Source organism: Vibrio hangzhouensis, assembly GCF_900107935.1.
Lineage (GTDB): Bacteria > Pseudomonadota > Gammaproteobacteria > Enterobacterales > Vibrionaceae > Vibrio > Vibrio hangzhouensis.
In genome coordinates, this window is the sequence record NZ_FNVG01000008.1 from 84,633 (window position 1) to 111,447 (window position 26,815).

24 protein-coding genes and 1 other annotated feature are annotated in these 26,815 nt (G+C 47.4%); of the genes, 18 read left to right on the forward strand and 6 right to left on the reverse strand.

What is annotated here, in order from left to right; all coding sequences use genetic code 11:
• Positions 1 to 72 precede the first annotated feature (72 nt).
• The 6 genes from pspF to C4S60_RS10060 all read left to right on the forward strand — a co-directional run bounded on the left by pspF (position 73) and on the right by C4S60_RS10060 (position 6,501).
• Positions 73 to 1,128, forward strand: a complete 1,056-nt coding sequence (gene pspF, locus C4S60_RS10035; protein ID WP_103880212.1) for a phage shock protein operon transcriptional activator — start codon at positions 73 to 75, stop codon at positions 1,126 to 1,128.
• Between the two features lie 140 nt (positions 1,129 to 1,268).
• Entirely contained in the window at positions 1,269 to 2,888 is a 1,620-nt protein-coding gene (locus C4S60_RS10040; protein ID WP_103880213.1) for an ABC transporter substrate-binding protein, read from the forward strand.
• Positions 2,888 to 3,850 carry an ABC transporter permease gene (locus C4S60_RS10045; protein WP_103880214.1) on the forward strand — a complete coding sequence of 321 codons (963 nt, stop codon included), beginning with the start codon at positions 2,888 to 2,890 and terminating at the stop codon, positions 3,848 to 3,850. The genes C4S60_RS10040 and C4S60_RS10045 overlap by 1 nt, the downstream gene beginning before the upstream one ends.
• Positions 3,837 to 4,724, forward strand: a complete 888-nt coding sequence (locus C4S60_RS10050) for an ABC transporter permease subunit (RefSeq protein ID WP_103880215.1) — start codon at positions 3,837 to 3,839, stop codon at positions 4,722 to 4,724. Before C4S60_RS10045 ends, C4S60_RS10050 begins: the two co-directional genes overlap by 14 nt.
• Positions 4,724 to 5,719 carry a peptide ABC transporter ATP-binding protein gene (locus tag C4S60_RS10055; RefSeq protein WP_103880216.1) on the forward strand — a complete coding sequence of 332 codons (996 nt, stop codon included), beginning with the start codon at positions 4,724 to 4,726 and terminating at the stop codon, positions 5,717 to 5,719. The genes C4S60_RS10050 and C4S60_RS10055 overlap by 1 nt, the downstream gene beginning before the upstream one ends.
• Positions 5,716 to 6,501, forward strand: a complete 786-nt coding sequence (locus tag C4S60_RS10060) for a peptide ABC transporter ATP-binding protein (RefSeq protein WP_103880217.1) — start codon at positions 5,716 to 5,718, stop codon at positions 6,499 to 6,501. The genes C4S60_RS10055 and C4S60_RS10060 overlap by 4 nt, the downstream gene beginning before the upstream one ends.
• A gap of 70 nt (positions 6,502 to 6,571) precedes the next feature.
• On the opposite strand, the gene rluB is transcribed toward C4S60_RS10060, so the two are convergent.
• The 3 genes from rluB to rnm form a co-directional block, all read right to left on the reverse strand.
• Positions 6,572 to 7,501 (reverse strand): 23S rRNA pseudouridine(2605) synthase RluB, encoded by a 930-nt coding sequence (gene rluB / locus C4S60_RS10065; RefSeq protein WP_103880218.1) that lies wholly within the window; start codon positions 7,499 to 7,501, stop codon positions 6,572 to 6,574.
• A 139-nt stretch (positions 7,502 to 7,640) separates the two neighbouring features.
• Positions 7,641 to 8,261, reverse strand: a complete 621-nt coding sequence (locus C4S60_RS10070; RefSeq protein ID WP_103880219.1) for an L-threonylcarbamoyladenylate synthase — start codon at positions 8,259 to 8,261, stop codon at positions 7,641 to 7,643.
• A 76-nt stretch (positions 8,262 to 8,337) separates the two neighbouring features.
• Positions 8,338 to 9,240, reverse strand: a complete 903-nt coding sequence (gene rnm, locus C4S60_RS10075; protein ID WP_103880220.1) for an RNase RNM — start codon at positions 9,238 to 9,240, stop codon at positions 8,338 to 8,340.
• Positions 9,241 to 9,375: 135 nt separating this feature from the next.
• Positions 9,376 to 9,477 (forward strand) — a sequence feature (Trp leader region).
• A 144-nt stretch (positions 9,478 to 9,621) separates the two neighbouring features.
• On the opposite strand from rnm, the gene C4S60_RS10080 reads away from it, so the two are divergent.
• The 11 genes from C4S60_RS10080 to C4S60_RS10130 all read left to right on the forward strand — a co-directional run bounded on the left by C4S60_RS10080 (position 9,622) and on the right by C4S60_RS10130 (position 19,989).
• Positions 9,622 to 11,187 carry an anthranilate synthase component 1 gene (locus tag C4S60_RS10080; RefSeq protein WP_103880221.1) on the forward strand — a complete coding sequence of 522 codons (1,566 nt, stop codon included), beginning with the start codon at positions 9,622 to 9,624 and terminating at the stop codon, positions 11,185 to 11,187.
• Positions 11,188 to 11,192: 5 nt separating this feature from the next.
• Positions 11,193 to 11,801, forward strand: a complete 609-nt coding sequence (locus C4S60_RS10085; protein WP_103880222.1) for an aminodeoxychorismate/anthranilate synthase component II — start codon at positions 11,193 to 11,195, stop codon at positions 11,799 to 11,801.
• 39 nt (positions 11,802 to 11,840) lie between these two features.
• Positions 11,841 to 12,839: an anthranilate phosphoribosyltransferase gene (gene trpD / locus C4S60_RS10090; protein WP_103880223.1), complete on the forward strand. Its 999-nt coding sequence runs from the start codon at positions 11,841 to 11,843 to the stop codon at positions 12,837 to 12,839.
• Positions 12,840 to 12,870: 31 nt separating this feature from the next.
• Complete coding sequence (gene trpCF, locus C4S60_RS10095; RefSeq protein ID WP_103880224.1) at positions 12,871 to 14,235, forward strand: bifunctional indole-3-glycerol-phosphate synthase TrpC/phosphoribosylanthranilate isomerase TrpF; 1,365 nt, start codon at positions 12,871 to 12,873, stop codon at positions 14,233 to 14,235.
• A 46-nt stretch (positions 14,236 to 14,281) separates the two neighbouring features.
• Positions 14,282 to 15,472, forward strand: coding sequence for a tryptophan synthase subunit beta (trpB, locus tag C4S60_RS10100; protein ID WP_103880225.1), 1,191 nt, complete (start codon positions 14,282 to 14,284; stop codon positions 15,470 to 15,472).
• On the forward strand, positions 15,472 to 16,290 hold the full coding sequence (trpA, locus tag C4S60_RS10105) for a tryptophan synthase subunit alpha (RefSeq protein ID WP_103880226.1): 819 nt from the start codon (positions 15,472 to 15,474) through the stop codon (positions 16,288 to 16,290). Before trpB ends, trpA begins: the two co-directional genes overlap by 1 nt.
• Before the next feature lie 309 nt (positions 16,291 to 16,599).
• Positions 16,600 to 17,859 carry a dicarboxylate/amino acid:cation symporter gene (locus C4S60_RS10110; RefSeq protein ID WP_167390971.1) on the forward strand — a complete coding sequence of 420 codons (1,260 nt, stop codon included), beginning with the start codon at positions 16,600 to 16,602 and terminating at the stop codon, positions 17,857 to 17,859.
• 274 nt (positions 17,860 to 18,133) lie between these two features.
• A complete protein-coding gene (locus tag C4S60_RS10115) occupies positions 18,134 to 18,706 on the forward strand; it encodes a septation protein A (protein WP_103880228.1) in 573 nt (190 codons plus the stop codon).
• An 86-nt stretch (positions 18,707 to 18,792) separates the two neighbouring features.
• Entirely contained in the window at positions 18,793 to 19,194 is a 402-nt protein-coding gene (gene yciA, locus C4S60_RS10120; RefSeq protein WP_103880229.1) for an acyl-CoA thioester hydrolase YciA, read from the forward strand.
• Between the two features lie 73 nt (positions 19,195 to 19,267).
• Positions 19,268 to 19,564, forward strand: coding sequence for a YciI family protein (locus tag C4S60_RS10125; protein ID WP_103880230.1), 297 nt, complete (start codon positions 19,268 to 19,270; stop codon positions 19,562 to 19,564).
• Between the two features lie 17 nt (positions 19,565 to 19,581).
• A complete protein-coding gene (locus C4S60_RS10130) occupies positions 19,582 to 19,989 on the forward strand; it encodes a GspS/AspS pilotin family protein (protein ID WP_103880307.1) in 408 nt (135 codons plus the stop codon).
• Between the two features lie 65 nt (positions 19,990 to 20,054).
• On the opposite strand, the gene metE is transcribed toward C4S60_RS10130, so the two are convergent.
• Positions 20,055 to 22,334, reverse strand: coding sequence for a 5-methyltetrahydropteroyltriglutamate--homocysteine S-methyltransferase (metE, locus tag C4S60_RS10135; protein WP_103880231.1), 2,280 nt, complete (start codon positions 22,332 to 22,334; stop codon positions 20,055 to 20,057).
• A gap of 199 nt (positions 22,335 to 22,533) precedes the next feature.
• Between metE and metR the strand changes: the two genes are divergently transcribed.
• Positions 22,534 to 23,445 carry an HTH-type transcriptional regulator MetR gene (gene metR / locus C4S60_RS10140; protein ID WP_103880232.1) on the forward strand — a complete coding sequence of 304 codons (912 nt, stop codon included), beginning with the start codon at positions 22,534 to 22,536 and terminating at the stop codon, positions 23,443 to 23,445.
• A gap of 64 nt (positions 23,446 to 23,509) precedes the next feature.
• On the opposite strand, the gene C4S60_RS10145 is transcribed toward metR, so the two are convergent.
• On the reverse strand, positions 23,510 to 25,006 hold the full coding sequence (locus C4S60_RS10145) for an ArnT family glycosyltransferase (RefSeq protein ID WP_103880233.1): 1,497 nt from the start codon (positions 25,004 to 25,006) through the stop codon (positions 23,510 to 23,512).
• 365 nt (positions 25,007 to 25,371) lie between these two features.
• Positions 25,372 to 26,742 (reverse strand): melibiose:sodium transporter MelB, encoded by a 1,371-nt coding sequence (gene melB / locus C4S60_RS10150; RefSeq protein ID WP_103880234.1) that lies wholly within the window; start codon positions 26,740 to 26,742, stop codon positions 25,372 to 25,374.
• Between the last annotated feature and the right edge of the window lie 73 nt (positions 26,743 to 26,815).

The following is a 26,815-nucleotide window of genomic DNA, read 5'->3' on the forward strand; positions in this document are numbered from 1 at the left end:
AATTTATCTTACAGCGTGCTATGATGCTAGTGCCAACAATTGGTCATTTTTACCAACCGCTGAGGGATCACTATGGCTCAGAATTTAATTGGAGAATCTCCTAACTTTCTCGCCGTACTGGACAAGGTGTCCAGACTGGCGCCTATCGACCGTCCAGTATTGGTCATTGGTGAACGCGGTACAGGCAAAGAACTGATTGCGCAACGTTTGCACTACCTTTCTAAGCGCTGGGAACAGCCTTTGGTATCACTTAACTGTTCAACGCTGAGTGAAGGACTGATCGACTCTGAACTGTTTGGCCATGAATCCGGAGCCTTTACCGGAGCGAAAGGCCGTCATCAGGGTCGATTTGAACGAGCAGAAAATGGCACATTATTCTTAGACGAATTGGCCACGACGCCACTCGCCGTACAAGAAAAATTATTGCGCGTGATCGAATATGGCCAATATGAACGCGTGGGAGGTGCTAAAGCGCTGGAATCCAATGTTCGGTTAGTATGTGCAACAAATGAAAACCTACCTTTGCTCGCTAAGCAGGGCAAATTCCGACCTGACTTACTAGACCGCCTGGCGTTTGATGTGATTCATTTACCACCCCTTCGTCACAGACAAGAGGACATCCCGCTACTGGCGGAATTCTTCGCCATCAAGATGTGCCGCGAACTTGGGCTGCCTTTTTTCGTCGGCTTCACTGACCAGGCCTGGCAAAGTATTTTCGAATACCACTGGCCCGGTAACGTAAGGGAACTGAAAAATGTGGTTGAGCGAGCGGTTTATCAGCAAGGAACCAATGAGTCACCCATCGAATCGCTAATTATCAATCCGTTCGACAATCAGTTTGACGAACAACCGTCCATGGTTCATTCGGGAAATGCGGTTGATAATGAACAACGCCCAGACACAGATCTGGCTACGCCAGCAGAGAACACGCACACAGCCCAGAATTCAGATGCCGCGGCAACGCTCACCTTCCCGCTAGACTTTAAAACCTGGCAGGATGAGCAAAATATAAAGTTGATTAATGAGGCACTCAGACAAGCTCAATACAATCAAAGGGGTGCAGCCAAGCTGCTGTCCTTGAGCTATGATCAGCTAAGGGGCTTAGTGCGGAAGTATAAACTGGTTTGAGGTTGGTCAAATAGTCACCATAGATTTGCACAAATCGTGTGATAAGTGTTTGTCATTATTGGTTTAGCTATCGATTTAGTGGTAAATTACCCTGATCTCAATACAGATATTACGTTCGCTAAAATGAATGTAGCGTGTTTATGAAGGCATTACTCAATATATCACTTGGACTTTGCGGCCTGATTTTCCTAACAGGGTGCGAAGATAAAGTGGATCACTCTAAAGTCAGACAAGATGGGTTTGTGTACTGTGACCAAGGGCGTCCCGGTACCTTCAATCCTCAACTCGTAGACGGTGGTATCACTGTCGAATCCATCGCGCCACAACTCTTTGATACGCTGCTGACGCTGAATCCGGGTACACATCAACCGGTACAGAATCTGGCAAAGCATTGGAGCGTTAACGAGGAAGGGACAGAATACACCTTTATACTCAGAGATGGCGTTCAGTTTCAGACCACCAAGTGGTTCACCCCAACCCGCCCTTTCATTGCGGAAGACGTGGTGTTTAGCTTCAATCGCATTATTGATTCAGGCAATCCATTTCACGAGGTGGGCGGAAGTGTCTATCCGTGGTTTGCGGGTATTGATTTTGCCAATCTGGTAGAGAAAGTAGAAGCTCTTGATGACCATACCGTGAGGTTCACTCTCACTCGCCCAGACAATTCTTTCTTATCCAATATCTCCACTGCCCATGCGCCAATTTATTCCGCAGAGTACGCCGCACAACTGCTGTTTTCAGACCACAAGTTAGCTATCGACACGCATCCGGTAGGAACGGGCCCGTTCTATCTGGATGAATATCAGGTGGCCGATCTGGTGCGCCTCAAACGTCATGAAAACTATTGGCGTGGACCAGTCGAAATGTCTCAGGTGGTTTTTGATATCTCGCACCGTGGTGCCGGTGCACTGGCAAAACTGTTGCGAAATGAATGCGATGTGTTGAACTCGCCGATTTCCAGCCAGATCCCAGTGATACTGGAAGAGGACTCCATTGTCCTGCAGGCGAAACCGGCGATGAACGTAGCCTTTGTGGCCATCAATACGCAGCACAAAGCACTCAGTGATCCCCGCGTACGTAAAGCGCTGAATCTCGCCATCAATCGCGACAACATTCTTGAAGCGGTCTATTTTGGTACCGGTGAAAAAGCCTACAGTTTGTTACCTCCAAGCTCATGGGCACATCAGAAAGACCAAACTCAGGTGCGTTATGATCGTAATTACGCCAGGGCCTTACTCCGCGATGCCGGCTATCAACAAGGCTTAGAACTCACCATGGCGGTACCGCTTGAACCGCGAGTGTACAACCCAAGTCCGCGAAAGACAGCCGAACTCATTCAGGCCAATCTGGCGGACATCGGTGTTAAGCTGAATCTGCTGACAGATGATCGCGTCGACAGGCAAGAACTAGCGAACATTGAATCTGTCGATTTACTGCTCACCGGTTGGGTCGGCAATACTGGTGACCCAGACAACTATCTGCGTCCTCTACTCTCATGTACATCCAAACGAGAAGGTCTTAATCTCTCAATGTGGTGTAACGATGACTTTGACTTTATTCTCGATCTGGCACTAGAAGTAAGTGAGCCCCGCTATCGGCTGAATCTTTACCGTCAGGCTCAGAATATTCTTAACGAAGAGGTACCAGTGATACCTATTGCCCATGGACAAAAGTATCAGGCACACAATGACAGCCTGACCGGATTCAGAACCAGTCCATTTAATGCTCAACCATTCGATCAAGTCGTGAGGTTGAAATAATGTTCTGGTATTCAGTACGCAGGCTAAACCTGTTCATTATTACACTGCTTATCCTGACGTTTGTTGGTTACAGTCTGGTGCGACTCGATCCCAATTCTGTATGGACTACACAGGCATTTTTACCTGGCTGGGTAGACTATGTCAGGCAGTTATCCCGTCTTGATTTTGGTTTGACCAAGGCAGGCATCCCTATCACCAATGAACTGGCAGCGGTGCTTCCTGCCACACTTGAGCTCTGCTTTGTCGCCTTTATGATATCGGTGGTGGTTGGTATTCCAGCCGGAACCATTGCGGGCATGCGCAAAGGGAAATGGCTCGATAACATTATTTCCTTCTCTTCAATGGTGGGCTATGCCGCTCCATTATTCTGGATCGCCCTGCTGATGATCATGTATTTTTCATTGAACTATCAGTGGTTTCCCGTTGCTGGAAGATACGATCTTCTATATGAAATCGACCATGTAACTGGATTTGCTCTTGTCGACGCCCTACTGTCTGATGGACCTTACCGTAAAGAGGCATTGCAAAGTGTCATTGAACATATGATTTTGCCGTGTCTGGTTCTTGCTCTTTCTCCCACAATGCAGGTTATTCGCATGATGAGAACCTCTGTGACGGAGGTCATGGGCCAGAACTACATCCGCGCGGCTCGAATTAAAGGTTTATCCAATTACGAGATCGTGATTGAGCACGTGTTACGAAACGCTATCCCACCTATCATTCCTAAGCTAGGCGTACAGTTGTCCAGTATGATCACATTGGCGATCATGACCGAGTCCATCTTTAACTGGCCTGGTATCGGGCGTTGGCTGCTCGATGCATTATCGACTCAGGATTATGCCTCTATTCAGGCAGGCGTTCTGGTCGTCGCTACCATCGTGTTGGCCGCAAGTATCCTGTCGGATTTATTAGGAGCAATGATCAATCCATTGGTAAGGAAGGAATGGTATGCTGTCAGATAATGTCTATCAGGAAGAGCAGATTCCGACTCAATTGGAACGTTTTTGGCGTAGCTATCGTTCCAATAGCTTATCCATGTTTGGCCTATGGTGTTTGCTGTTTATTATCGTTATCACCTTGGTTTCGCCTTTCCTGACGCCCTACGACCCAATGGCGCAGAGCTCTTATCTGCTTGTACCGCCATCCTGGGATCCTAAAGGTACTGTTGACTTCTTCTTTGGTACCGACGACCTTGGCCGTGACATACTTTCACGAATCATCGATGGCTCTCGCCTGTCATTTGGCGCTGCAGTCATTATTACGGCTATCGCCGCTCTGGTGGGCTGCTTTATTGGTATCCTTGCTGGCATGACCCGAGGTTTACTATCAAGTACATTAAACCACTTGCTCGATACGGTCATGTCCATTCCGTCACTGTTGTTGGCAATCATCTTTGTTGCTTTTCTAGGCCCCGGGGAATTTAACATTCTACTCGCTATCTGCCTGGCATTGATTCCACGCTTCATTCGCTCGGTTTACGTCGCTGTTCATACCGAAGTCGAGAAAGACTACATCATGGCCGCTCGTCTTGATGGCGCGAATGACTTCTATCTACTTTGGAATTCTATTTTCCCGAATATCCTGGCGGTTATCGCTGCAGAACTGACCTTTGCACTTTCGATTGCGATCCTGGACATCACTGCACTCGGCTTTTTGGGCTTAGGTGCTCAAGCACCGAGCAGTGAGTGGGGTGCGATACTTGGCGACGCTGCAGAGCTCTTATACCTGGCCCCCTGGACCGTTATCCTTCCGGGTCTGGCCATTCTGTTTACCGTCGTGGTAGTGAATATAGTTGGTGAGGGCGCCAGAAGCGCACTTAATGCGGGGATCGAATAATGCCAGTTTTAGATATTCGACACTTAACCATCGAAATCGAGACACCTCAGGGGCTGGTCAAGGCCGTTGACAGAATGAGCTTTACCATCAACGAAGGAGAAATCCGTGGTCTGGTAGGAGAATCCGGGTCAGGAAAAAGTCTGGTGGCAAAAGCTATCGTTGGCGTTTGTAAGGACAACTGGCGTGTCAGCGCTGACCGGATGCGACTTGGCAATGTCGATCTACTACAACTGACGCCTCGAGAGCGAAGAAGAGTGATCGCTCGAGACGTTGCGATGATCTTTCAGGAACCCACTACGTGTCTTGATCCCTCTGAAGAAGTTGGTAAGCAGTTAATTGAATCCATCCCCTCTCGCTCTTTTGAAGGCAAGTGGTGGGAACGCTTTAAGTGGCGTAAAAAACAGGCTATCGCTTTACTGCACAAAGTGGGGATCAAAGAACATACTAGGGTCATGCACAGCTACCCATATGAACTGACCGATGGTGAATGTCAGAAAATCATGATTGCAATGGCTATCGCAGCCAAGCCAAAACTGCTGATTGCTGATGAACCGACCAACGATTTGGACCCGATAACCCAGTCGCAGATACTGCGCCTGTTGAGTCGTATGAACCAGTTAAACAATACGACAATCATTCTTATCGGCCATGACCTGACAACCATCACTCAGTGGGCGACTCGAATTACCGTAATGTACTGTGGTCAATCGGTAGAATCCGCAGACACAGCTAAAATCATGGCCAAGCCAAAACACCCTTATACGGTAGCGCTGCTAAAAGCAATGCCAGATTTTGGTGACTGGATTCCTCACAAAGAGAAGCTTCAGTCGCTACCCGGCTCCATCCCACCGCTGCAACATTTGCCAATCGGCTGCCGCCTCGGCCCACGTTGCCCATATGCTCAGCGGCAGTGCGTGGAAATTCCCCAAGCCAAACGTGTGAAGAATCATAAATACAGTTGTCACTTCCCTCTTAATACGGAGAAAAAAGCATGAGTGCATTGTTAGAAGTCTCTGGCCTGAAGAAGGACTTTGTGACACGCTCCAAGCTGTTTAAGAAGAAAGTGCAGCATGCGGTCAAGCCGGTTAGCTTTAGTCTTGAGGCAGGACAAACCATTGGCTTTATAGGAAAAAATGGTTCAGGCAAATCGACGCTGGCGCGAATGTTGGCTGGAGTGGTCGAGCCGACCTCAGGAGAGATTCGAGTAAATGGTGAACTGCTGGAACACAGGGACTATTCGACTCGTTGTAAACTGATTCGAATGATTTTTCAGGATCCAAACACTTCGCTGAATCCGCGCATCCAAATTGGCCGTATTCTGGAAGGCCCTTTAAAGCGAAACACTAACATGCCTCCCGAAGCCCGGATGAAGCGCGTTAAGGAAACTCTGATTCGAGTCGGTCTGCTGCCTGAGCACGCCTACTTCTACCCACAGATGTTGGCCACTGGACAGAAACAACGTGTGTGTCTGGCGCGAGCATTGATTTTGCAACCATCGATTATCGTTGCCGATGAAGCCCTGAACGGTCTTGATATGGCTATGCGTTCACAGATCATCAATTTGTTTCTTGAGCTTCAGGAAGAGATGGGCGTGGCATTTGTTTACGTATCACAGCACCTTGGCATCATTAAACACATCACCGACAAAGTCATGGTAATGCATGAGGGGGATGTCGTGGAGTATGGAAATACCAGTGAAATCATGACAAATCCGCAACACATTGTCACTCAGCGCATGGTAGAAAGTCACTTCCACAAAGCACCGATGTATCGATAGCCCGACACTTTCGGACCTGGGGATCAAAAAAGGCCAGCTAACGAGCTGGCCTTTCCTTTAAATCATTTCATCAGCGACGCGTCTTAGAACGAGCACCCTGTTCTCCCGCAGACTTTCTGCGGCGCTGCTGATTGCTACGGCCTTTTGGCGCATTAGCGCGTTCTTCGTGGCGACGTACCGCTCGGCGGATTTTCTGACTACGAGAACGTTCGCGCTGGCGCGAGGTATTTTGGCTCAAGTCCAGCATCGTTTCTTTCTCTGGACGAAGCTCTACCAATTCACGCAGGTAGTTCACCTCTTTCAGGGTCAGTTCCATCCAACCACCACGAGGCAATTTCTTATCCAGGTAAATATCACCGTAACGAACACGTTTCAGACGGCTAACAGTGGTATCCTGAGACTCCCACAAACGACGAACTTCACGGTTACGACCTTCGTTGATCACCACGTAAAACGTGTGGTTCATGCCTTCACCACCGGCATAAACAACGTCTTCGAAACGAGCCATACCGTCTTCAAGTTCAACGCCATTCACGACGTTACGTACTTTCTTTTCGTTAATTTCACCGAATACGCGAACCAGGTATTCACGCTCAACCTGACGGCTCGGGTGCATCAGGCGGTTGGCAAGCTCACCGTCAGTAGTGAAAAGAAGCAAACCTGAGGTATTTGCATCAAGACGACCTACTGAAATCCAACGAGAGCCACGGATTTTGGGAAGGCGATCAAATACTGTGCGGCGACCTTCTGGGTCGTGACGGGTACACAGCTCACCCTCTGGCTTGTAATAGGCCAGTACTCGACAAACCACTTCTTCTTGTGCTTTGGCAGAAACCGTATGACCGTCAATACGAATCACCGCATTTTCGTCTTCCAGACGTTCACCCAGTCTTGCTACCTGACCATTCACACTCACGCGCCCAGCTTTGATAAGGGTTTCCAGTTCACGACGAGAACCGTGGCCTGCGCGAGCAAGCACTTTTTGTAATTTTTCGCTCATTTACCTACCTATAATGTCGTCTTCACAGACGTCGAAACCAGATAATGCGACCTAAAAATCGCGGTCGCACATTATCGCAAAGAAACCGGACGGACGCATCAAGTTTCTTTGTTAATTTAGTAAGAAAACGTTGGATATGCTATTCGAAAGGTGCAGGGTCACCGGCGCCAACACGAACGACTTTGGCATCATCATCACTGAAGTCGATGACCGTTGTCGGCTGCTCTCCCAGAAAGCCACCGTTGAGGATACAATCAACAGCATGTTCCAGCTTGTCTCTGATTTCTTCTGGATCAGACTCTGTGACATCACTGCCCGGTAAAATCAACGAGGTGGACATCAAAGGCTCACCCAGTGCTTCCAGCAGATCCAGCGCAATTTGGTTATCAGGTACACGAATACCAATCGTCTTACGCTTTGGATTCATCAGACGACGCGGCACTTCTTTAGTCCCTTTGAAAATAAAGGTGTAAGGACCAGGAGTATTGTTCTTAAGCAAACGGAAAGCCGTGTTGTCCACACGAGCGTACAATGACAACTCAGAGAGATCGCGACACAACAAGGTGAAATTATGCTTGTCATCTAAACGACGGATCTGACAGATTCGTTCTAACGCTTGCTTGTTTTCTAACTGGCACCCGAGGGCATAGCCAGAGTCCGTAGGATAGATGATCACACCACCATTGCGCACGATGGCCACCGCCTGAGTGATCAGGCGAGCTTGTGGGTTCTCTGGGTGAACATAAAAAAATTGGCTCATTGTTATTCCTTCAAACTTAGGATGCTCTCGGTACAACCTTCCTTGTTGTTCGACGTCAAGAGCAATACATTGAATACTAAGGTGCAACGTCTCCACAATCTGGATTAGCATCCGTCGACCCGGAGCCGCCTAGTGTCGTTGCAGTCTGTAGTGAAAGGCGGTCCCACACTGGCGTTACGCCTGATGGAAGCCACAAATTTCGACCCAGCTCCATCCAAGGAGAAGGATAGTGAAAATCAGATCCTTGCGAAGCTAATAGATTGTATTGTATCGCATAATCGGCAAGGTTGCGCCTTTCTTGAAGACTTTGTTGCGGTTGAGCCACTTCCATCGCGTCTCCTCCTGCTTCACTAAATGCCGTCAAAAGTCGCTTGATCCATTTCGCAGTGAGCTGGTAGCGGCCAGGGTGAGCTAATACCGCCACACCACCCGCTTTATGGATCGCATCTATTGCTTCGCCCATCGAACACCAGTTGGGCGGCACATACCCCGGATTATTGCGGGTCATGTACTTCTTAAACACTAGCTGCATATTCTTGACGTATCCATTGTCGACCAGCCACTTTGCAAAATGAGCGCGAGTAATGGGCGCGTTGCCGGCAATGAGTTTGACCTCTTCCAACACCCCTTCACGCGTCGCTTTTTGTAATCGGTGCGCAATCAACTCTGAACGTTCAATGCGTCTGGCTTGTTGGTCATCAATTAAAGCAAGTAGCTCAGGTGAATCCAGCGCAACACCAAGGCCAACAATATGAATGTCTTTATTTTGCCAGACAGTAGAAATCTCTATGCCATTAACCAGTTCAATGGGCAAAGACTGCTCCTGAATGAAACGTTGAGCTTCCGGTATCGCATCCAGTGTATCGTGGTCGGTAATGGCAAGCACCTTAACGTCAAAACTCATCGCACGTTCAATGAGTTCTGCAACCGACAATCGGCCATCAGAGGCTGTGGTATGGCTATGTAAATCTATCTTCATTTTTTCACAATTTCGGTTGACTTTCTTTCGCCGAACTAGTTAACTAGTACGCAGATACAGAATTTGAGTTAGGCACGTATGTTACTAGATATTCATACAATCAAAAAACCTTTAAACCGTAAGGTTAATCCTCTACAAGGTTGGTGGCGCACTTGGACACAATCCGGGTGGGCTTCGTTACGTGCATAATCAAACCAAATTTGATTAAAGCCCACTCAATCGAGTGGGCTTTTTTGTTTTTTGATTTAACTGACACTTTTTCGATTTAACTGATTATTTTAGCAACAGTTTGGACACATTCTACGTTGGGCAAACGTTTTAATTATGCGAGTATGTACCAATATTGTTGCATGAGCAGATTCAAGATTAAAAGGAGGTTTTGTGAACAAAGCCATTACAATTAGAAAGCAGGGTCGACTGGAAGTACTCTCACTGCAAGTCCCCTACGCTCAGGACCCAACAAGGCTGTTCCATACACTTTGTGAAAACAAAACGGATAGCCTGCTCCTTGAGTCTGCCGAAATTGACTCCAAGCAAGATCTCCAAAGTCTGCTTATCGTGGATTCTGCGGTGCGAATTGTTTGCGAAGGTCACACGGTTCGCTATCAGGCCCTGACGACAAACGGTGTCAATTTACTGGACATCATCTCTCAGAACATTACTAGCGAGCTTAACCATTCTCTCGAGAACAACGAATTGGTCGTTGAGTTTGAAATGCCAGACGACACCTTAGACGAGGACTCAAGACTCAGAGAGGCCTCTTCTTTCGATGCACTGCGTTTAATCCAGCACAGCTTTGATCTGACTGGCCTGGATAAAAATGCCATCTTCATGGGCGGTCTGTTTGCCTATGATATCGTTGCTAACTTTGAACCACTCGGTGAAGCTACGCACGCTAACCAGTGTCCTGACTTCGTGTTTTACGTTGCAGAGAGTTTGCTGGTCGTCGACCATCAGAAAGGCTCCTGTGACCTGCAAACAACTCTGTTCAATCACGATGAAGCTGAACTTGCGCGTATTCGTTCCCGCATCACCGAAATCAGCCATCAATGTGACAATCTGGCCCTGGTGCCTGAAGCAACCAAAATCGACAATATAGAAGAAACCGTCAGTATTTCAGATGAAGACTTCTGCCAAATAGTCAAAGACTTAAAAGAGTATGTCGTGCGTGGGGATATCTTCCAGGTCGTGCCGTCTCGTCGCTTTACCCTACCTTGTCCTTCTCCTCTTGCCGCTTATAAAGAGCTAAAACAAAGTAACCCAAGCCCATACATGTTCTACATGCAGGATGAACTGTTTACCCTGTTTGGCGCGTCACCGGAGAGTGCTTTGAAGTATGGGGCAGATTCCAATCAGATCGAAATCTACCCGATTGCTGGTACCCGTCGCCGTGGCAAGAATCCTGATGGTTCCATCAATCACGACCTGGACAGCCGAATTGAACTGGAACTACGTAGCGACATGAAAGAAAACGCTGAACACATGATGTTAGTGGACTTGGCTCGAAATGATGTTGCCCGAATCGCAGAGCCGGGAACCCGCCATGTAGCAGATTTACTGAAGACCGATCGATACAGTCACGTCATGCATTTGGTATCCCGTGTTGTCGGTCAGTTGCGCAGTGATTTAGATGCACTTCACGGTTATCAGGCTTGTATGAATATGGGGACCCTGACAGGCGCACCAAAAATTCGTGCCATGCAATTGATTCGTCAGTTTGAGGGGCAGACTCGTGGCAGCTATGGAGGCGCAGTGGGATACATGAACGGGGCGGGTGACCTGGACACCTGTATCGTCATTCGCTCGGCTTACGTCGAGAACGGCGTCGCTCAGGTTCAGGCTGGCGCTGGTGTGGTTTTCGACTCGGACCCACAATCGGAAGCAGACGAAACACGTGGTAAGGCGCAAGCCGTTATCTCTGCGATTAAAACGGCTCACAAGGGGTAATCACGATGACAAGTATTTCAGAAACACAGCAAGCCAACATTGTTTTCGTCGATAACTTCGATTCGTTCACTTATAACCTGGTTGATCAGTTCCGTAGTCTTGGCCACAAGGTGACGATTTATCGAAACCACATCGCCGCCAGCAAAATCGCCGAAGCGGTGTTAGCACTGGACAACCCTGTCGTTGTATTGTCACCGGGGCCGGGTGCGCCGTCTGAAGCCGGCTGTATGCCAGAACTGATTACACTGTTACGCGGTAAGGTACCAATGATTGGCATTTGTCTTGGACATCAGGCCATCGTTGAGGCCTACGGGGGTGTCGTTGCTGGTGCCGGTGAAATTATTCACGGTAAAGTTTCCATGATGGAGCACGGTGAACATGAGATTTATCAAGGACTGCCCTCCCCCCTCGCCATTGCCCGCTACCACTCACTGGTCGCGACCACCGTACCAGATAGCCTGGAAGTCACGGCTGAGGTCGATGGATTGGTCATGTCAGTGGCTCACGAGCAAGACCGAGTCTGTGGATTCCAGTTTCATCCAGAATCTATCATGACCACCTATGGTGCCACGCTGTTGGCGAACGCCATCGCTTGGGCAACAAAACAACTTTAGCAAATCAAACAACTGTCAATTATTCAAGGAATCGTAATTATGGAAGCCATTATCAATAAACTTTACGACCAACTGGATCTGTCTCAACAAGAGAGCCAGCAGTTGTTTGACACCATTATTAAAGGTGAGCTGGATCCTATCTTGATGGCCGCTGCGCTCACGGCCCTGAAAATCAAAGGGGAAACACCGGATGAAATCGCCGGAGCGGCAAAAGCATTACTTGCCAACGCAAACCCGTTCCCTCGCCCAGACTATGACTTCGCGGATATCGTAGGCACAGGTGGCGACGGTGCAAACACTATCAACATCTCAACCACGGCGGCATTTGTCGCCGCTGCATGTGGCCTTAAAGTGGCCAAACACGGTAACCGTGGCGTATCGAGTAAATCTGGTTCTTCTGATCTGCTTGACTCTTTTGGTATCAACCTAGCGATGTCTGCAGAAGACACTCGCAAAGCAGTCGATGACATTGGCGTAGCTTTCCTATTTGCACCGCAATATCACGGCGGTGTGCGCCATGCCATGCCAGTACGCCAGACCATGAAAACCCGTACGATTTTTAACATTCTGGGTCCACTCATCAACCCAGCCAGACCCAACATCGAACTGATGGGCGTCTATGACCAAAAACTGGTTCGTCCTATCGCAGAAACCATGCTACAAATGGGTATGAAGCGTGCAGCCGTCGTCCATGGCAGTGGTCTGGATGAAGTGGCGATCCACGGTGAGACCCTTGTCGCTGAAATCAAAGACGGACAAATCACAGAATACACGTTGTCGCCCGCTGATTTTGGATTGGAGGCGCATCCTTTGGAAGCTATTAAAGGTGGCGAGCCAGAAGAAAACCGCGCCATCATTACCAATATGCTGACGGGTAAAGGGACGGACGCTCAACTAGGCGCAGTAGCTGTAAACGTCGCACTCCTGATGAAGCTATTCGGACACGAAGATCTTAAGGCGAACGCGACACAAGCGATTGAGGCGATGAACTCAGGCGAAGCATATAAACTGGTGCAGCAACTTGCGGCACGTGGTTAATCACTCGACGAATCAGTAGGAAATAAAAACAATGGAAACCGTATTAGCAAAAATCGTCGACGACAAACGAATTTGGGTTGAAGCTCGTAAACAATCTCAACCCCTGAAGAGCTTTAAAGCCAATTTAACACCTTCTGATCGCAGCTTTTACGATGCGCTTTCAACAGGAAAAACGGCGTTTATTCTAGAGTGTAAAAAAGCGTCGCCATCCAAAGGTCTCATCCGCGATGATTTCAATCTGGACTACATCGCATCGGTGTACAACAACCACGCCAGTGCTATCTCTGTACTGACGGATGAAAAGTACTTCCAGGGCAACTTTGACTTTCTTCCTCAGGTTCGCGGTCAGGTAAAACAGCCGGTGCTGTGTAAGGACTTTATGATCGACACCTATCAGGTTTATCTGGCACGCCATTATCAGGCCGATGCAATTCTTCTTATGCTATCGGTGCTTAACGATGATGAGTACCGTGAACTTGCCGCTGTTGCCGATAGCTTAAAGCTCGGTATTCTGACAGAAGTCAGCAACGAAGAAGAATTGCAACGCGCGATTGCTTTAGGTGCCAAAGTCGTTGGAATAAACAACCGTAACCTTCGCGATCTGTCTGTTGATCTCAACCGCACGAAAGAGCTGGCACCTAAATTGCCCGAAGGCACCATCATTATTTCTGAATCAGGCATCTATAGCCACCAACAAGTCCGTGACCTGTGCAGTTATGCCAATGGCTTTTTAATTGGCAGCTCACTGATGGCTGAAGACAACCTCGAGCTGGCGGTGCGCAAAGTTTTATTGGGCGAAAACAAGGTATGTGGGCTGACCCATGCGGATGACGCCGCCAAAGCCTATCAAGCGGGGGCAGTCAAAGGTGGTCTTATCTTTGTGGAAAAATCACCGCGTTATGTTGATACGGAAGCGGCGCGGATGGTTATGAGCGGTGCGCCTCTTGAGTTTGTGGGGGTATTCCAGAACCACACACCTGAGTTCGTAGCTCAGACTGCAAACCAACTAAAACTGTCCGCTGTGCAACTGCATGGTAACGAAGATCAGGCTTATGTCGATGCTCTCAAACCTCTGCTGAGTGACAACATCAAGATATGGAAAGCGCACGGCGTAAAAGATCAGCTGCCGGACTTATCTTCTGTTTCTGTTGACCGTCACCTGTTGGATGCCCAAATTGGTGAACAGTCAGGCGGGACGGGTCACAGCTTTGACTGGCAACTTCTGAACAATACCACCGACATCATGCTGGCCGGCGGCTTGTCACCGGACAATATCAGGCAGGCAAGTCAGCTTGGATGCATTGGCTTAGATTTGAATTCTGGAGTGGAATCTGCACCGGGCAAAAAAGATGCAGAGAAACTCAATCAGGCTTTTGCGTTAATCAGAGATTACTAAAACTTGCTCTAGTACGAGTATCAAGTTTCATTTTGAGGAATTTACCATGTCTAAATTAGATGCCTATTTTGGCGAATACGGTGGACAATTTGTTCCACAGATCCTTGTGCCAGCACTGGATCAACTAGAGCAAGCCTTCATCGATGCTCAGAGCGATCCTGAGTTTCAATCTGAATTCATGTCGTTACTGCAAGAGTACGCCGGTCGTCCAACTGCGTTAACGTTGACCCGTAATCTGACTAAAGGTACAAAAACTAAACTCTACCTTAAGCGCGAAGATCTGCTGCACGGTGGTGCTCACAAAACCAACCAGGTTCTGGGTCAGGCGCTGCTTGCTAAGCGTATGGGCAAAAATGAAATCATCGCAGAAACTGGCGCTGGCCAACACGGTGTCGCAACCGCTCTGGCCTGCGCGCTATTAGGACTAAAATGCCGGGTCTACATGGGAGCAAAAGACGTTGAACGTCAAAGCCCGAATGTATTTCGTATGCGCCTGATGGGAGCAGAAGTTATCCCGGTGCATTCAGGCTCTGCGACGCTGAAAGACGCCTGTAACGAAGCGCTCCGTGACTGGTCTGCAAGCTATGAAGATGCACACTACTTACTGGGTACGGCTGCTGGCCCTCACCCATTCCCGACAATTGTGCGTGAGTTCCAACGCATGATTGGCGAAGAAACTAAGAACCAGATCCTGGCTCGCGAAGGCGTTCTACCGGATGCGGTTATTGCCTGCGTGGGTGGTGGTTCAAATGCCATTGGCATGTTTGCCGACTTTATTGAAGAAGAATCAGTGCGCCTCATCGGCGTAGAACCAGCGGGTCTGGGAATTGATACAGACCAACACGGTGCGCCACTGAAACACGGTACAACCGGCATTTTCTTTGGCATGAAAGCACCGTTAATGCAGGATCCTCATGGTCAAATTGAGGAGTCCTACTCAGTCTCGGCAGGATTGGACTTCCCATCTGTGGGTCCTCAACATGCGTATCTCAATAGCATCGGCCGCGCTGAATATGAAGCAATCACCGATGATGAAGCTCTGGATGCCTTTCAGGAACTGGCTCGACATGAAGGGATTATCCCGGCGCTCGAGTCATCACATGCTCTGGCCTATGCATTAAAAATGGCGCGCGAGAACCCAGAGAAAGAACAGCTTCTTGTCGTCAACCTATCAGGTCGCGGTGACAAAGACATCTTTACTGTTCACGATATTCTAAAAGAAAAAGGAGTTATGTAATGAGCCTTAAAAACGATCGCTATAAAGAGATGTTTCAACGCCTGAGCGAGAAAAACCAAGGCGCATTTGTTCCTTTCGTTACTATGGGTGACCCAAGCCCAGAGTTGTCACTGCAGATTATCGAAACGTTAGTTGAATCGGGTGCAGACGCATTAGAGCTTGGCATGCCGTTTTCTGACCCCCAAGCTGACGGTCCAACGATTCAGGGCGCTAATATTCGAGCGCTCGAGTCAAAAACCACCCCAACAATCTGCTTTGATATGCTGGCAAAAATCCGAGCGAAATTCCCGGAGACCCCAATCGGCCTTTTGATGTATGCCAACCTGGTCTATTCAAAGGGTGTGGATGCGTTTTATCAACAATGTGCAGAGGTCGGTGTCGATTCAGTATTGATTGCTGATGTTCCAACCAACGAAAGTAAAGAGTTTGTGGAAGCAGCCCATCGACACGGAGTTCATCCGATTTTTATCGCACCACCGACCGCCAGCGAAGAAACCATTGAACAAGTGGCTCAACTGGGCGGTGGATACACCTACTTACTGTCACGAGCAGGGGTTACCGGCACCGAAACTAAAGCCAACATGCCAATGAACACGCAGTTGGACAAACTCAACAAGTACGATGCACCGCCGTCACTACTTGGTTTTGGCATCTCTGAACCACAACAGGTTACAGAAGCCCTTAATGCAGGCGCAGCCGGCGCAATTTCGGGCAGTGCGGTAGTCAAAATCATCGAGAAAAACCTGAATAACGCTGACAACATGCTCAATGAACTGGCTAATTTTGTTAAAGCCATGAAGGCAGCGACGCAACGTTAACCCCAACATCGCTCATCACTAAGGTTGCACTCATCGTGCAACCTTTTTTTTACATCCCTACCGCTGTTAATTATTTTCAACCTATGTCTTTTGGTAATAATTTATTACCCAAGCCAATAGCAAACGTTTGCCTTCGGTTAATAGTACAGCGTTCTTTCGCTTTTTCTGACAAATTTCACCACTAATTGATTTCTGTCTATTGCGTACAGTGCTAATAAAGTGTAAAAATCTCTATCGAATATTAGTCTGATATTTGCCGTTCAAATGGAAGACTATACTAGGATTTTAAAATTTATTAGCACAGGAGTTATGGAAGTGTTAAAGGAAAAGTTGATGCTAAACAACATTGGCATCCAGGTCGTGATTGCAATGATCTTAGGTACTGTTATCGGTGCCGCTATGGGTGAATCTGCGTCAATGTTTGCACCGCTGGGTACCATCTTCATCAATCTGATCAAGATGCTTGTGATCCCATTGGTTGCCGTTGCGCTAATCTCTGGTGCTGCTGGTCTTGGCAACAGCAGTAACGCTGGTAAAGTGGGTGTGACCACTCTTGCTTACTTCGGTTTGACGTCTGCACTTGCGGTTGCACTTGCACTCGTTATGGGTGAAGTATTCCAACCGGGTGTGAACATTGACACTGCTGGTATCGAAGGCATGTTCTCGGCAGAATACGCTTCAAAAGGTGAACTACCCACTTTCTGGGCAACCATCACTGGTATGATCCCAACTAACGTTTTCCAGTCACTGAATGAAGCCAATATTCTCCAAATTCTCGTCTTCTGCCTGTTCTTTGGTATCGGTCTGTCTAAGCTAGAAGCAACACGTCGTGACCCTGTACTGAACGGTGTCAATGCGATCGTTGACGTGATGGTTTGGATGATCAATAAAGTCATGATCATTGCACCTATCGGTGTATTTGGCCTTATGGCTGAAGCTGTTGGTACATTCGGTTTTGGTGCGCTGATGGTCGTATTTAAACTATTCGTAGTTTACGTTGCTGCTATCCTTATCTTTGGTTTTGTTGCCTACCCTCTAATGGTTCAATTCTTCACTAAAACATCAGCGAAGAAATTCCTTGTAGCAATGAAAAAACCTCAAGCCGTTGCACTTTCTACTGCTTCTTCAATGGCGACTCTGCCTGTAACGATGGATACAGTTGAACACGAGCTTGGCGTGAAAAACTCAACTGCTTCTTTCGTTCTACCATTAGGTGCGACTATCAACATGTCTGGTAATGCGATTTACTACGGCTTGGTTGCTATCTTCTTTGCACAGTTGTTCAACATTGATCTTTCAATGGGTGCTTACATTGCCATCATCCTGACTTCAACGCTAGGTGCAGTGGGTCAAGCGGGCGTACCGGGTCCATCATTCCTTGTTGTTGCAGTACTTCTTGCTGCTGGCATCCCAATTGAAGGCCTACCGCTACTGTTCGCTCTAGACCGTATCTTTGACATGATTCGTACAGCACTGAACATCACGGGCGACGCTGCGTGTGCCGTGATTGTTGACTCGATGGTTGAAGAAGAAGCACAAGAAGTAGAGCTTCAGAAACAACAAGCGTAAATACAGACAAAGCCTGTAATAACGAAATTCAGGGCCGCAGCTGCATTGCTACGGCCCTTTTTTTATCTGTCTCCTCATCTGCCCAAACACTGATTTCAGCGATTAGTAGGTATATACTTAACAGATTGTAACGGCCCATTCTGAACCCTGGCACCGTACTTTTTTGTCCTGTAGCACGTAAAGCTTATTGTTTCGAAATGTCTCTAAAGGTTTTGTATTGAGTCCGTTTTTGGTTACACTGTCGTGAACTGTTTATGAAGGGTTTGCTAGAAGTATGAAGCAACTAATCGATTTCATTCCACTAATCATCTTTTTTGTACTGTACAAAATGCAGGACATCTACGTAGCGACCGGTGCTCTTATCGTTGCAACGGCAGTACAAATCGTCCTCACATACTTCCTTTTCAAGAAAGTAGAGAAGATGCAAATCATCACATTCCTGATGGTGGCCGTATTCGGTGGTATGACTATTTTCTTGCACGATGACAACTTCATTAAATGGAAAGTCACGATTGTCTATGCCATTTTTGCTATTGGACTCGCGGTCAGTCACGCTATTGGTCGCAGTGCCATCAAGGGTATGCTAAGTAAAGAGATCACTCTGCCAGACTCTATCTGGACCAAGGTGAATTATGCCTGGGTCGGCTTTTTCTCTTTCTGTGCTGGCCTAAACATTTATGTGGCTTACGAACTCCCCCTTGACGTTTGGGTCAATTTCAAGGTATTTGGGTTACTGGCAGCCACCCTGATGTTTACCGTCCTGACTGGTATCTATATCTTTAAGCACATGCCAAAAGAGCAGAAAGTCGAAGTTACCAAAAATGAGAACCAAGATCATACATCTTGATTCAAAGTGGATTCTTTGTATACTCCGCCAACGATTAAAAAGCAGCGACCTACGGGTCGCTGTCTTGTTTCCGGAAGACTATAACGATGACGAATACAACAGCAAACACTCCTAAAGGCCAACCAATCATTCGTACTCTGGCAATGCCAGAAAACACCAACGCAAACGGTGATATTTTCGGTGGTTGGATCATGTCACAACTCGATCTGGCGGGCGGTATCCTGGCGAAAGAAATTTCACATGGCCGTATCGTAACCGTCTCTGTGTCTGGTATAACATTTAAGCACCCGGTTAAAGTGGGTGATGTCGTATGCTGTTACGGCGAATGTACTAAAATTGGCAATACATCGATGACAATTAACCTCGAGGTCTGGGTCAAGCCCGTCAGCGTTGAAGGTGTCGGTGATCGTTATCAGGTCTGTGAAGCGACGTTCCATTACGTAGCTATTGATGGAAATGGACGCCCACGTCCAATTAATCCAAATTAAGCGAGGTTGGGCGATGACATTTCCGTGAAAAAATGACATCTTAATAGCACATAACTATTTGAAGGAAACAAATATGTGGTACGTTATTTTTTCTCAAGATGTTGAGAACTCACTAGAAAAACGATTAAGCGTTCGCCCACAACATCTGGAAAGACTTCAAAAACTCCAGGATGAAGGACGACTGCTTACTGCGGGCCCGATGCCTGCAATCGACAGCGACAACCCAGGGGAAGCAGGCTTCACTGGTTCAACGGTTATCGCAGAGTTCGACTCTCTCGAGGCAGCGAAACTGTGGGCGGATGCCGATCCTTATATCGAGGCAGGCGTCTATGCAAATGTCATCGTAAAACCTTTTAAGAAAGTCTTTTAATGGCGGTTAGTGGCATGATGAAAAAACAACTTACATGGCTTGCTCTTGCAGCAACCAGCATTCTGGCCGGTTGTGCGAATACGGGTGACGACCAACAACGTCAAATCGAAATGTTAGCTCAAAGTCGTGCTAGTGTGCTGTCTTCTGGCCTGCCTATTGAACAGGGACCTCTCTCGATTATGAAAGCGTCGGCCAATAAAGGCGTGGTTGAAATCATGATGCTTTATAACACCGATGCAAAAGGTGCGAAGCCTATCGACACAGTGTTACGCAATAGCATGAACTATTACTGCACAGACAGAGAAGTGAAAGCTAATCTGGATATGGGGCTCGCGTATCGAATCATGATTCGCAACGCCAGAGGCCAGTTAATGGTCGATCAAATGGTCACTAAACAATACTGCAACCAACCAGTCTCACAATGACATACGTTGCTAAAAACTCAAAGGCTCGCTAATGCGAGCCTTTTTCGTCCTTAACCATTGCCTGATTAAGTCAGCTTTTCTCTGAGTTGAGCTGCGGCCTGAACCAGATGCTTCAGTGACTGTTCAGTTTCTTCCCAATTTCGCGTCTTTAATCCGCAATCAGGGTTTACCCATAACCGTTCTACTGGAATTCGAGTGGCCGCTTTGTGAATCAACTGTTCAATCCATTCGACACTTGGGATATTTGGTGAGTGGATATCATAAACTCCTGGGCCAATTTCGTTCGGATAGTTAAACGCTTCAAAAGCGTTGAGCAATTCCATGTTCGAGCGCGACGTTTCGATTGTAATGACGTCTGCATCCAGCGCCGCCACGGATTCAATAATCTCATTAAACTCGCTGTAACACATGTGCGTATGAATTTGCGTTTCAGGTTTGGCCGTCTGTGCAGAAATCCGGAACGCCTTCACCGCCCAGTCCAAATAATCCTGATGTTTATTGGCTTTCAGAGGCAGACCTTCCCGTATCGCAGGCTCGTCAATTTGAATGATGTTGATACCAGCCTGTTGCAAGTCACTGACTTCGTCTTGCAGAGCCAATGCCAGCTGGTTTGCAATGGTCTCACGAGGTACATCTTCACGAGGAAATGTCCAACAAAGGATGGTAACCGGCCCTGTAAGCATCCCTTTCATAGGCTTGTCAGTCAGCGACTGAGCATAAGTGGACCACTCGACAGTGATCGGTTTTTTGCGCTCGATGTCTGCCACTACAATTGCCGGTTTCACACAGCGCGAGCCGTAACTTTGCACCCAACCAAATTGAGTGGTCTGAAAACCCTCCAAATTCTCTGCAAAGTATTCCACCATATCATTACGCTCGGCCTCTCCATGCACCAGCACATCCAGTCCTACCGCTTCCTGTCGCTCTACGGTGTCTTTGATAAATCCCTGCATTGCGCTCTGATAATTGGCAAAGTCTATATCTCCTCGTTTATACGCCGCTCGGACGTTCCTAACCTCGCCGGTTTGAGGGAAAGATCCGATGGTTGTTGTCGGCAACAAAGGTAGTTTAAGTACTTCTTTTTGATGATGTGCACGCTGACGATATTGCGCGCTGCGCAATCCGCTCTTAAGGTTGAGACCTGCAATCCGTTTTTGTACCTCTGGCTTATTGACCCAGGTAGACAGATCTCGCTCGATAATAGGCTGGCTGTACTGTGCACAGTACTGAATAGCCACATCGTCCCCATCAAGCGCTTTTGCCAACCATTGAACCTCTGACACCTTTTGCTTGGCGAATGCGAACCAGTTCTTAGTGACGGTTGGTAATCCCGTTTCTAGCTCCAGGTCAACCGGTGTATGAAGCAGAGAACAGGAGGACGCTACCCACAACCTGTCACCGAGTCGATCTTTCACAGGCTGCAGTTGTTTCAGTGCACTGTACAAATTGGCACGCCATACGTTTCTGCCATTCACCACGCCAGCAGACAGAACCCAGTCATCTGGCAGTCGCTCAGCTACTTGCTCTAGTTGTTCCGGAGCCGCTGCCAAATCGACATGCAAACCATCAACTTCTAGATCAACAATGGTATCCAGGGTATCCACCACTGAGTCGAAGTACGTCGTCAGTAGCACTTTCACCTCACCTCGTATTACCTGGTAAGCAAGTTTAAAACTGTCTAACCATACCTTATCCAATTCCAGCGCCAGAATGGGCTCGTCAATTTGCACCCATTCAACACCCAGTTTTTCCAGTTTGGCGATGATAGCCTGATAGGCAGTGAGTAATCGAGGCAAAAGCGTAAGGCGGTCAAAGCCTTCCTCAACTTCTTTTCCCAGATAAAGATAACTCAGTGGTCCCAGCAGTACCGGTTTTACACGGTGACCTTTCTGCTGTGCTTCGTTTATCTCATCAAACAATTGCGGCCAACTTACCTGAAACGTGTCGCGGGAGGAAAATTCGGGCACGATATAGTGATAGTTGGTGTTAAACCATTTGGTCATATCAGAGGCCGCCTCTCCATGACATCCGCACCCTGACTGCGATTGTCCACGACCAACACGAAATAACGTATCTAAATCTGGAAATCCCTTTGCATGGCGCTTGGGAACGTGACCGAGAAGCAAACTGGTCCCTAAGACATGGTCATACCATGCAAAGTCACCTGCCGTCACGTATGAGAGCTCACAGTTATCCTGATGACTCCAGTTGTGTAGTTTTATTTTGTCAGCAACTTGTTTAAGTTGTGACTGATCTGTTTCGCCGTTCCAATAGCTTTCTAGTGCAAATTTGAGCTCGCGCTTTTCGCCAATGCGGGGGTAGCCAAGTATGTGAGTTACTGTCATTGTTGTGTCCTTATAGTAAAGCAGTCTAGATGGCTAAACTATTGCTCAGGAAGCGCACTATGAACAATCTCAATTTATTCACATTAGATATGAAATATATTCAACATATAAACACATTGAAATTTTAGACGTCTAGATGTTTACATGTCTCAACAATCAAGATAAGTTAATGAAAAGGGATTGGAGATGAGGGATATTCATGATTGAACTGAAACACTTAAAAACGCTCGCGTCGCTGCGAGACACAGGCTCACTGACGGCTACCGCCACTTCGTTACACCTAACCCAGTCAGCCCTTTCTCACCAACTCAAAGACCTTGAAGCCAGAATTGGCGCTCCGCTGTTTATCCGCAAAACACGTCCGGTAAAGTTCACCTCTGAGGGAGAGATCCTGTTAAACCTCGCCAATGAAATTTTACCCAGAATCGCTCAGGCCGAGGGGGACCTTGCAGGACTAAAAGAAGACATTAATGGCCGTCTGCATATGGCGATTGATTGCCATTCTTGCTTTCAGTGGCTGATGCCAGCACTCAAGGAATATCAGCTTGCCTGGCCACACGTAGAGCTCGACTTCTCTTCCGGATTTGGTTTTGAGCCTATTCCTGCACTGGTGGCGGGTGAACTTGATTTGGTTATCACATCGGATATTCAAGCTCGCTCTGAAATCCATTATGAGCCCTTGTTTGATTTTGAAATGCGATTAGTGACTTCCATCTCTCATCCTCTCGCCGAAAAAGAGGTTATTGAGCCTAACGATTTGTCTGATCAAACTCTGCTGACCTACCCGGTTCAAAAACAGCGACTCGACGTGGTTAAGCACTTTCTCACGCCTGCAGGGGTTGAACCGAAAAAATGGAAACAAGCCGACAACACGCTCATGTTGGTACAAATGGTGTCAGCAGGACTGGGTGTAGCCGCACTACCAAATTGGGCAGTCAGTGAGTTTTCCAGACAGGGACTCATCACCAGTAAGCCTTTAGGAAAGGGGTTATGGCGCAGACTGTTTGCCGCGGTCAGAGAAGGTGAAAGAGAAAAACATTACTTGCAGGCGTTCTTTGGAACAGCGAGGACTCAGTGTCAACAACATCTGGAAGGCATCAAAATTGCGTGATCTTTTCTATGTATAAAAGGCCTCCCAATAAGGAGGCCTTTATCTACGAAGTGACAAAAGGAAGCTACTGCCCCGGCGGAATTATGCCTAAACAGGCAAGCTTGGCTTCATCCTGTGGCGAATCCTGAAAAATAACCTCACGCTGAACTTCAGGTGTAAATTGAGGCCATTCGTTTGTAAAACTCGAGAATACCCCCTCCTGACACCCTGCGCCCATTTGACCAAGCAACAACACCCCCTGGTCCTCGATCCTATCCGCCGTAATATGACGATTATAGACATTGGGTAACGTCTCATTGCTCCATTGGTTAGTCAGTTCAGGATGTGGCGCGATATAAAACGTGAACCACTGAGAAATCGCATCCCCTCCAACAAGCTTAAGTGGCTGTTCATTATGCTCATACCAGAATTGCTCGGCTTCGTAGCTCAGCATTTTAATGCCAATAAAACTTTGGCCAGCGTTGCGAACGTTAAAATGCATGACTGACGCATATCCTGACAACATCACGACCGCCATAATTGGCAGTACCTTAAATGGTCTTGACAACTGTCCCACCACATCCTTTGCCAAATACGCAACCAGTACTGCCGGGGCAGGCATGAAGAATGGGTGAAGCCACTCAACCAAACGGTCACCTTTATGGAAAGTAAACCAAGCCATAATGATAACAAGAGGAGCCAGAAGGACGAACGTAGTGAGTAATACTTTTTCTGGTACATTTCTGGTCAATTTCAGACCACGTTTGCCCAGCAGGCCGGCTAGCAAAACAAACGGATAAAATACCGATAACAGCGCCAGCCAGCTCCCTGGACTCAGCTGCGCTGAAACCTGACCACTTACCCATTTGATAGAAGAGAAATTATTGGCAAACATCCAAAAGAAATTTGGGGTCACCAAACACAGAAAAGCAAAAATTCCAACATAGAAATAAGGCTGTTTCCAAAAACGCCTGACACTTGGCACAGTGAGGCTAAGAATAAACACCATACCCACAGGGGCAAACGTCGTGTATTTTGCCATCGCTGAACAGCCAGCGAGAATACCAAACGGAACCCACCATTTACTGTCTTCGTAAACCGCCTTTACAAAAAACAGCAAAATCCAAGGCCATGAGCCAAACAACAAGTAGTTATCGTTGTATGGAATTGCCTCAAAGTTAATCACACCTGATAGATTTAATGTCAGCAACCCTAACCAGGCCAAAGAGGTTGATTCGGTGAGTTTATAAGCCAGACGATAACAGCCCAGCATACCTAACGCGATCACTGAGAAGTGGCCCACATACCAGAAGGCAGAAGCAAACTGAGTAGACTCTGACAATAATAGGATGCGAGCGAAAAAGCCCACAAACCAAGGATTATTTGGGCTTCCCCATTCGCCATTACTGGCCCAGTTTAGCGCTTCCACTGCGTCATAAGGTACGGTTGGGTCAAGGTGATATGAAACCAAAGACCACGCTACGGCGTAGATAAAACACCATAAAAATGCAAAGCGATGCGAGCGCTCAATGTCAGAAGATGAGACTGACGCTCGGTCAAAACTGAGAAAAACTGAAAGCATTGGCTAATTAAGGCTCCCCAAAAAAACAAAGTGATAAAGTTTTGGCGACAAACTGTACTTAGTGGCAAACCATTATTAAATGGCTCTATGTAAGTTTTCTGCAAAAATCATATTTATTAATCAGTTAACAAAAACTGAAGCCATAAATATATAGATAGTCTATATAGATACACCGTCAAGTGTTGTAATGAAGTGTCACTCTAAATTCAGATAGAGGGGTAACGTGGAAGGACGGGTGTAAGGGTTAGGGTTAGGGTTAGAGTAAGAGTAAGAGTAAGAGTAAGAGTAAGAAAACAACACCACTTCCCCGGAACGGGTGTTACCGTGAAAGTGGTGTTGTTCGGAAGTCGTTGAAAAAAGAATGGTTAAACCGATGCAGTTTCAGGCTGTTGTTTCGCTGATTCCGACACCTCTTCGATACTGAATCCTTCATGCAAGCGATAGTATCGCTTGTAAACAATGCCACTCAATGCCATCAACAGAGCCGGAAGGCCCACCATCATGAACTCAATACCGAGAATAGTATCCGCAGATTGCTCGACATTGGGTACATAACCTACCAATGACAGACCAACGCCCACAATGAAACCGCCAGCAGCGCCCGCAAATTTTACCAACATGGTTTGTACCGAAAAAATCACGCTTTCGCTTCGTCGGCCAGTTTTGTGCTCGCCATAATCGACGACATCCGCAAGCATTACCGTCTGCAACGCGTTAGCGATGCCAATCCCGAACTTAATCGCCGCGCCAGATAGGCCAATGAGCAAAACATTACCCGGAGCCAAGCCACTCATCGCTAAGAGCAGACCGCAAGACAGAATTGGGAAGCCACAAGCCAGCAACCATAAATTCTTTCTCGGCAGCTTCGCTGCGATACGAGGAAAGAGGAAAACGCCCGCCACTTCCGCTGCACCCGCAACCATCATATAAACCGGGAACAGTTCCGGATTTCCCAGCGCATAAGAGAAGTAATATATCGCAAAGCCGCCCACCAGCAAGTTGGCGATTTGGAACGACAGAACCGTGCCAATTAAAGCCTTTAGCTGGTCGTTTTTACCGATAATCACCATGACATCCTTGAAGTTAAACTTCTCAGCAGCATTGGCCTGGATCTCAGTGTCTTCTTTGACGTTTCTCGCCACTAAGAACGCACTCATCACAAACAAAATGGCAATCAAGATTGAAAGATTGAAGAATCCGGCACCTTGATCACCGTCTCCAAGTGTTCCCACGATATGCAGGCCATATGTGCCAATAATAAACCAGGCTAAACTGGCAAACAGACGCGGCCACACCACCAGCTTTTCACGCTCTTGACGAGAATTTGAAAGCGCTGGGATCATAGACCAATATGGAATGTCCATGATGGTATACGTCAATCCCCACAAAATGTAGGCTGCGGCAGCATAAACATACAGTGCCTTACCCTCAAACATATGGGTGCTGAACAACGCAATAAGCACAACGGCATTAAGAATGGTGCCGATAACAATCCATGGACGGAACTTACCCATTTTGGAACGGGTGTTATCGACGATCACTCCCATCATTGGGTCCGTGATTGCGTCAAAAACTCGCGCAATTAAGAAGATTGTTCCCACGAACGCTGCTGACAGACCAGCAACGTCGGTAAAATAAAACATCAGGAAAATGTAAATGGGCGCGCAGGCGAAGTCTTTGCCCAATGCGCCAAGGCCATATGAGAGCTTTGTTTGTAGGGTTAATTGATTAGACATAGTTATCCTTTAGGTGCAGGTTACTTTTGGTAGTAAGCGCTACACTAATTTTTTTGTAAGTTATCGAACTGGA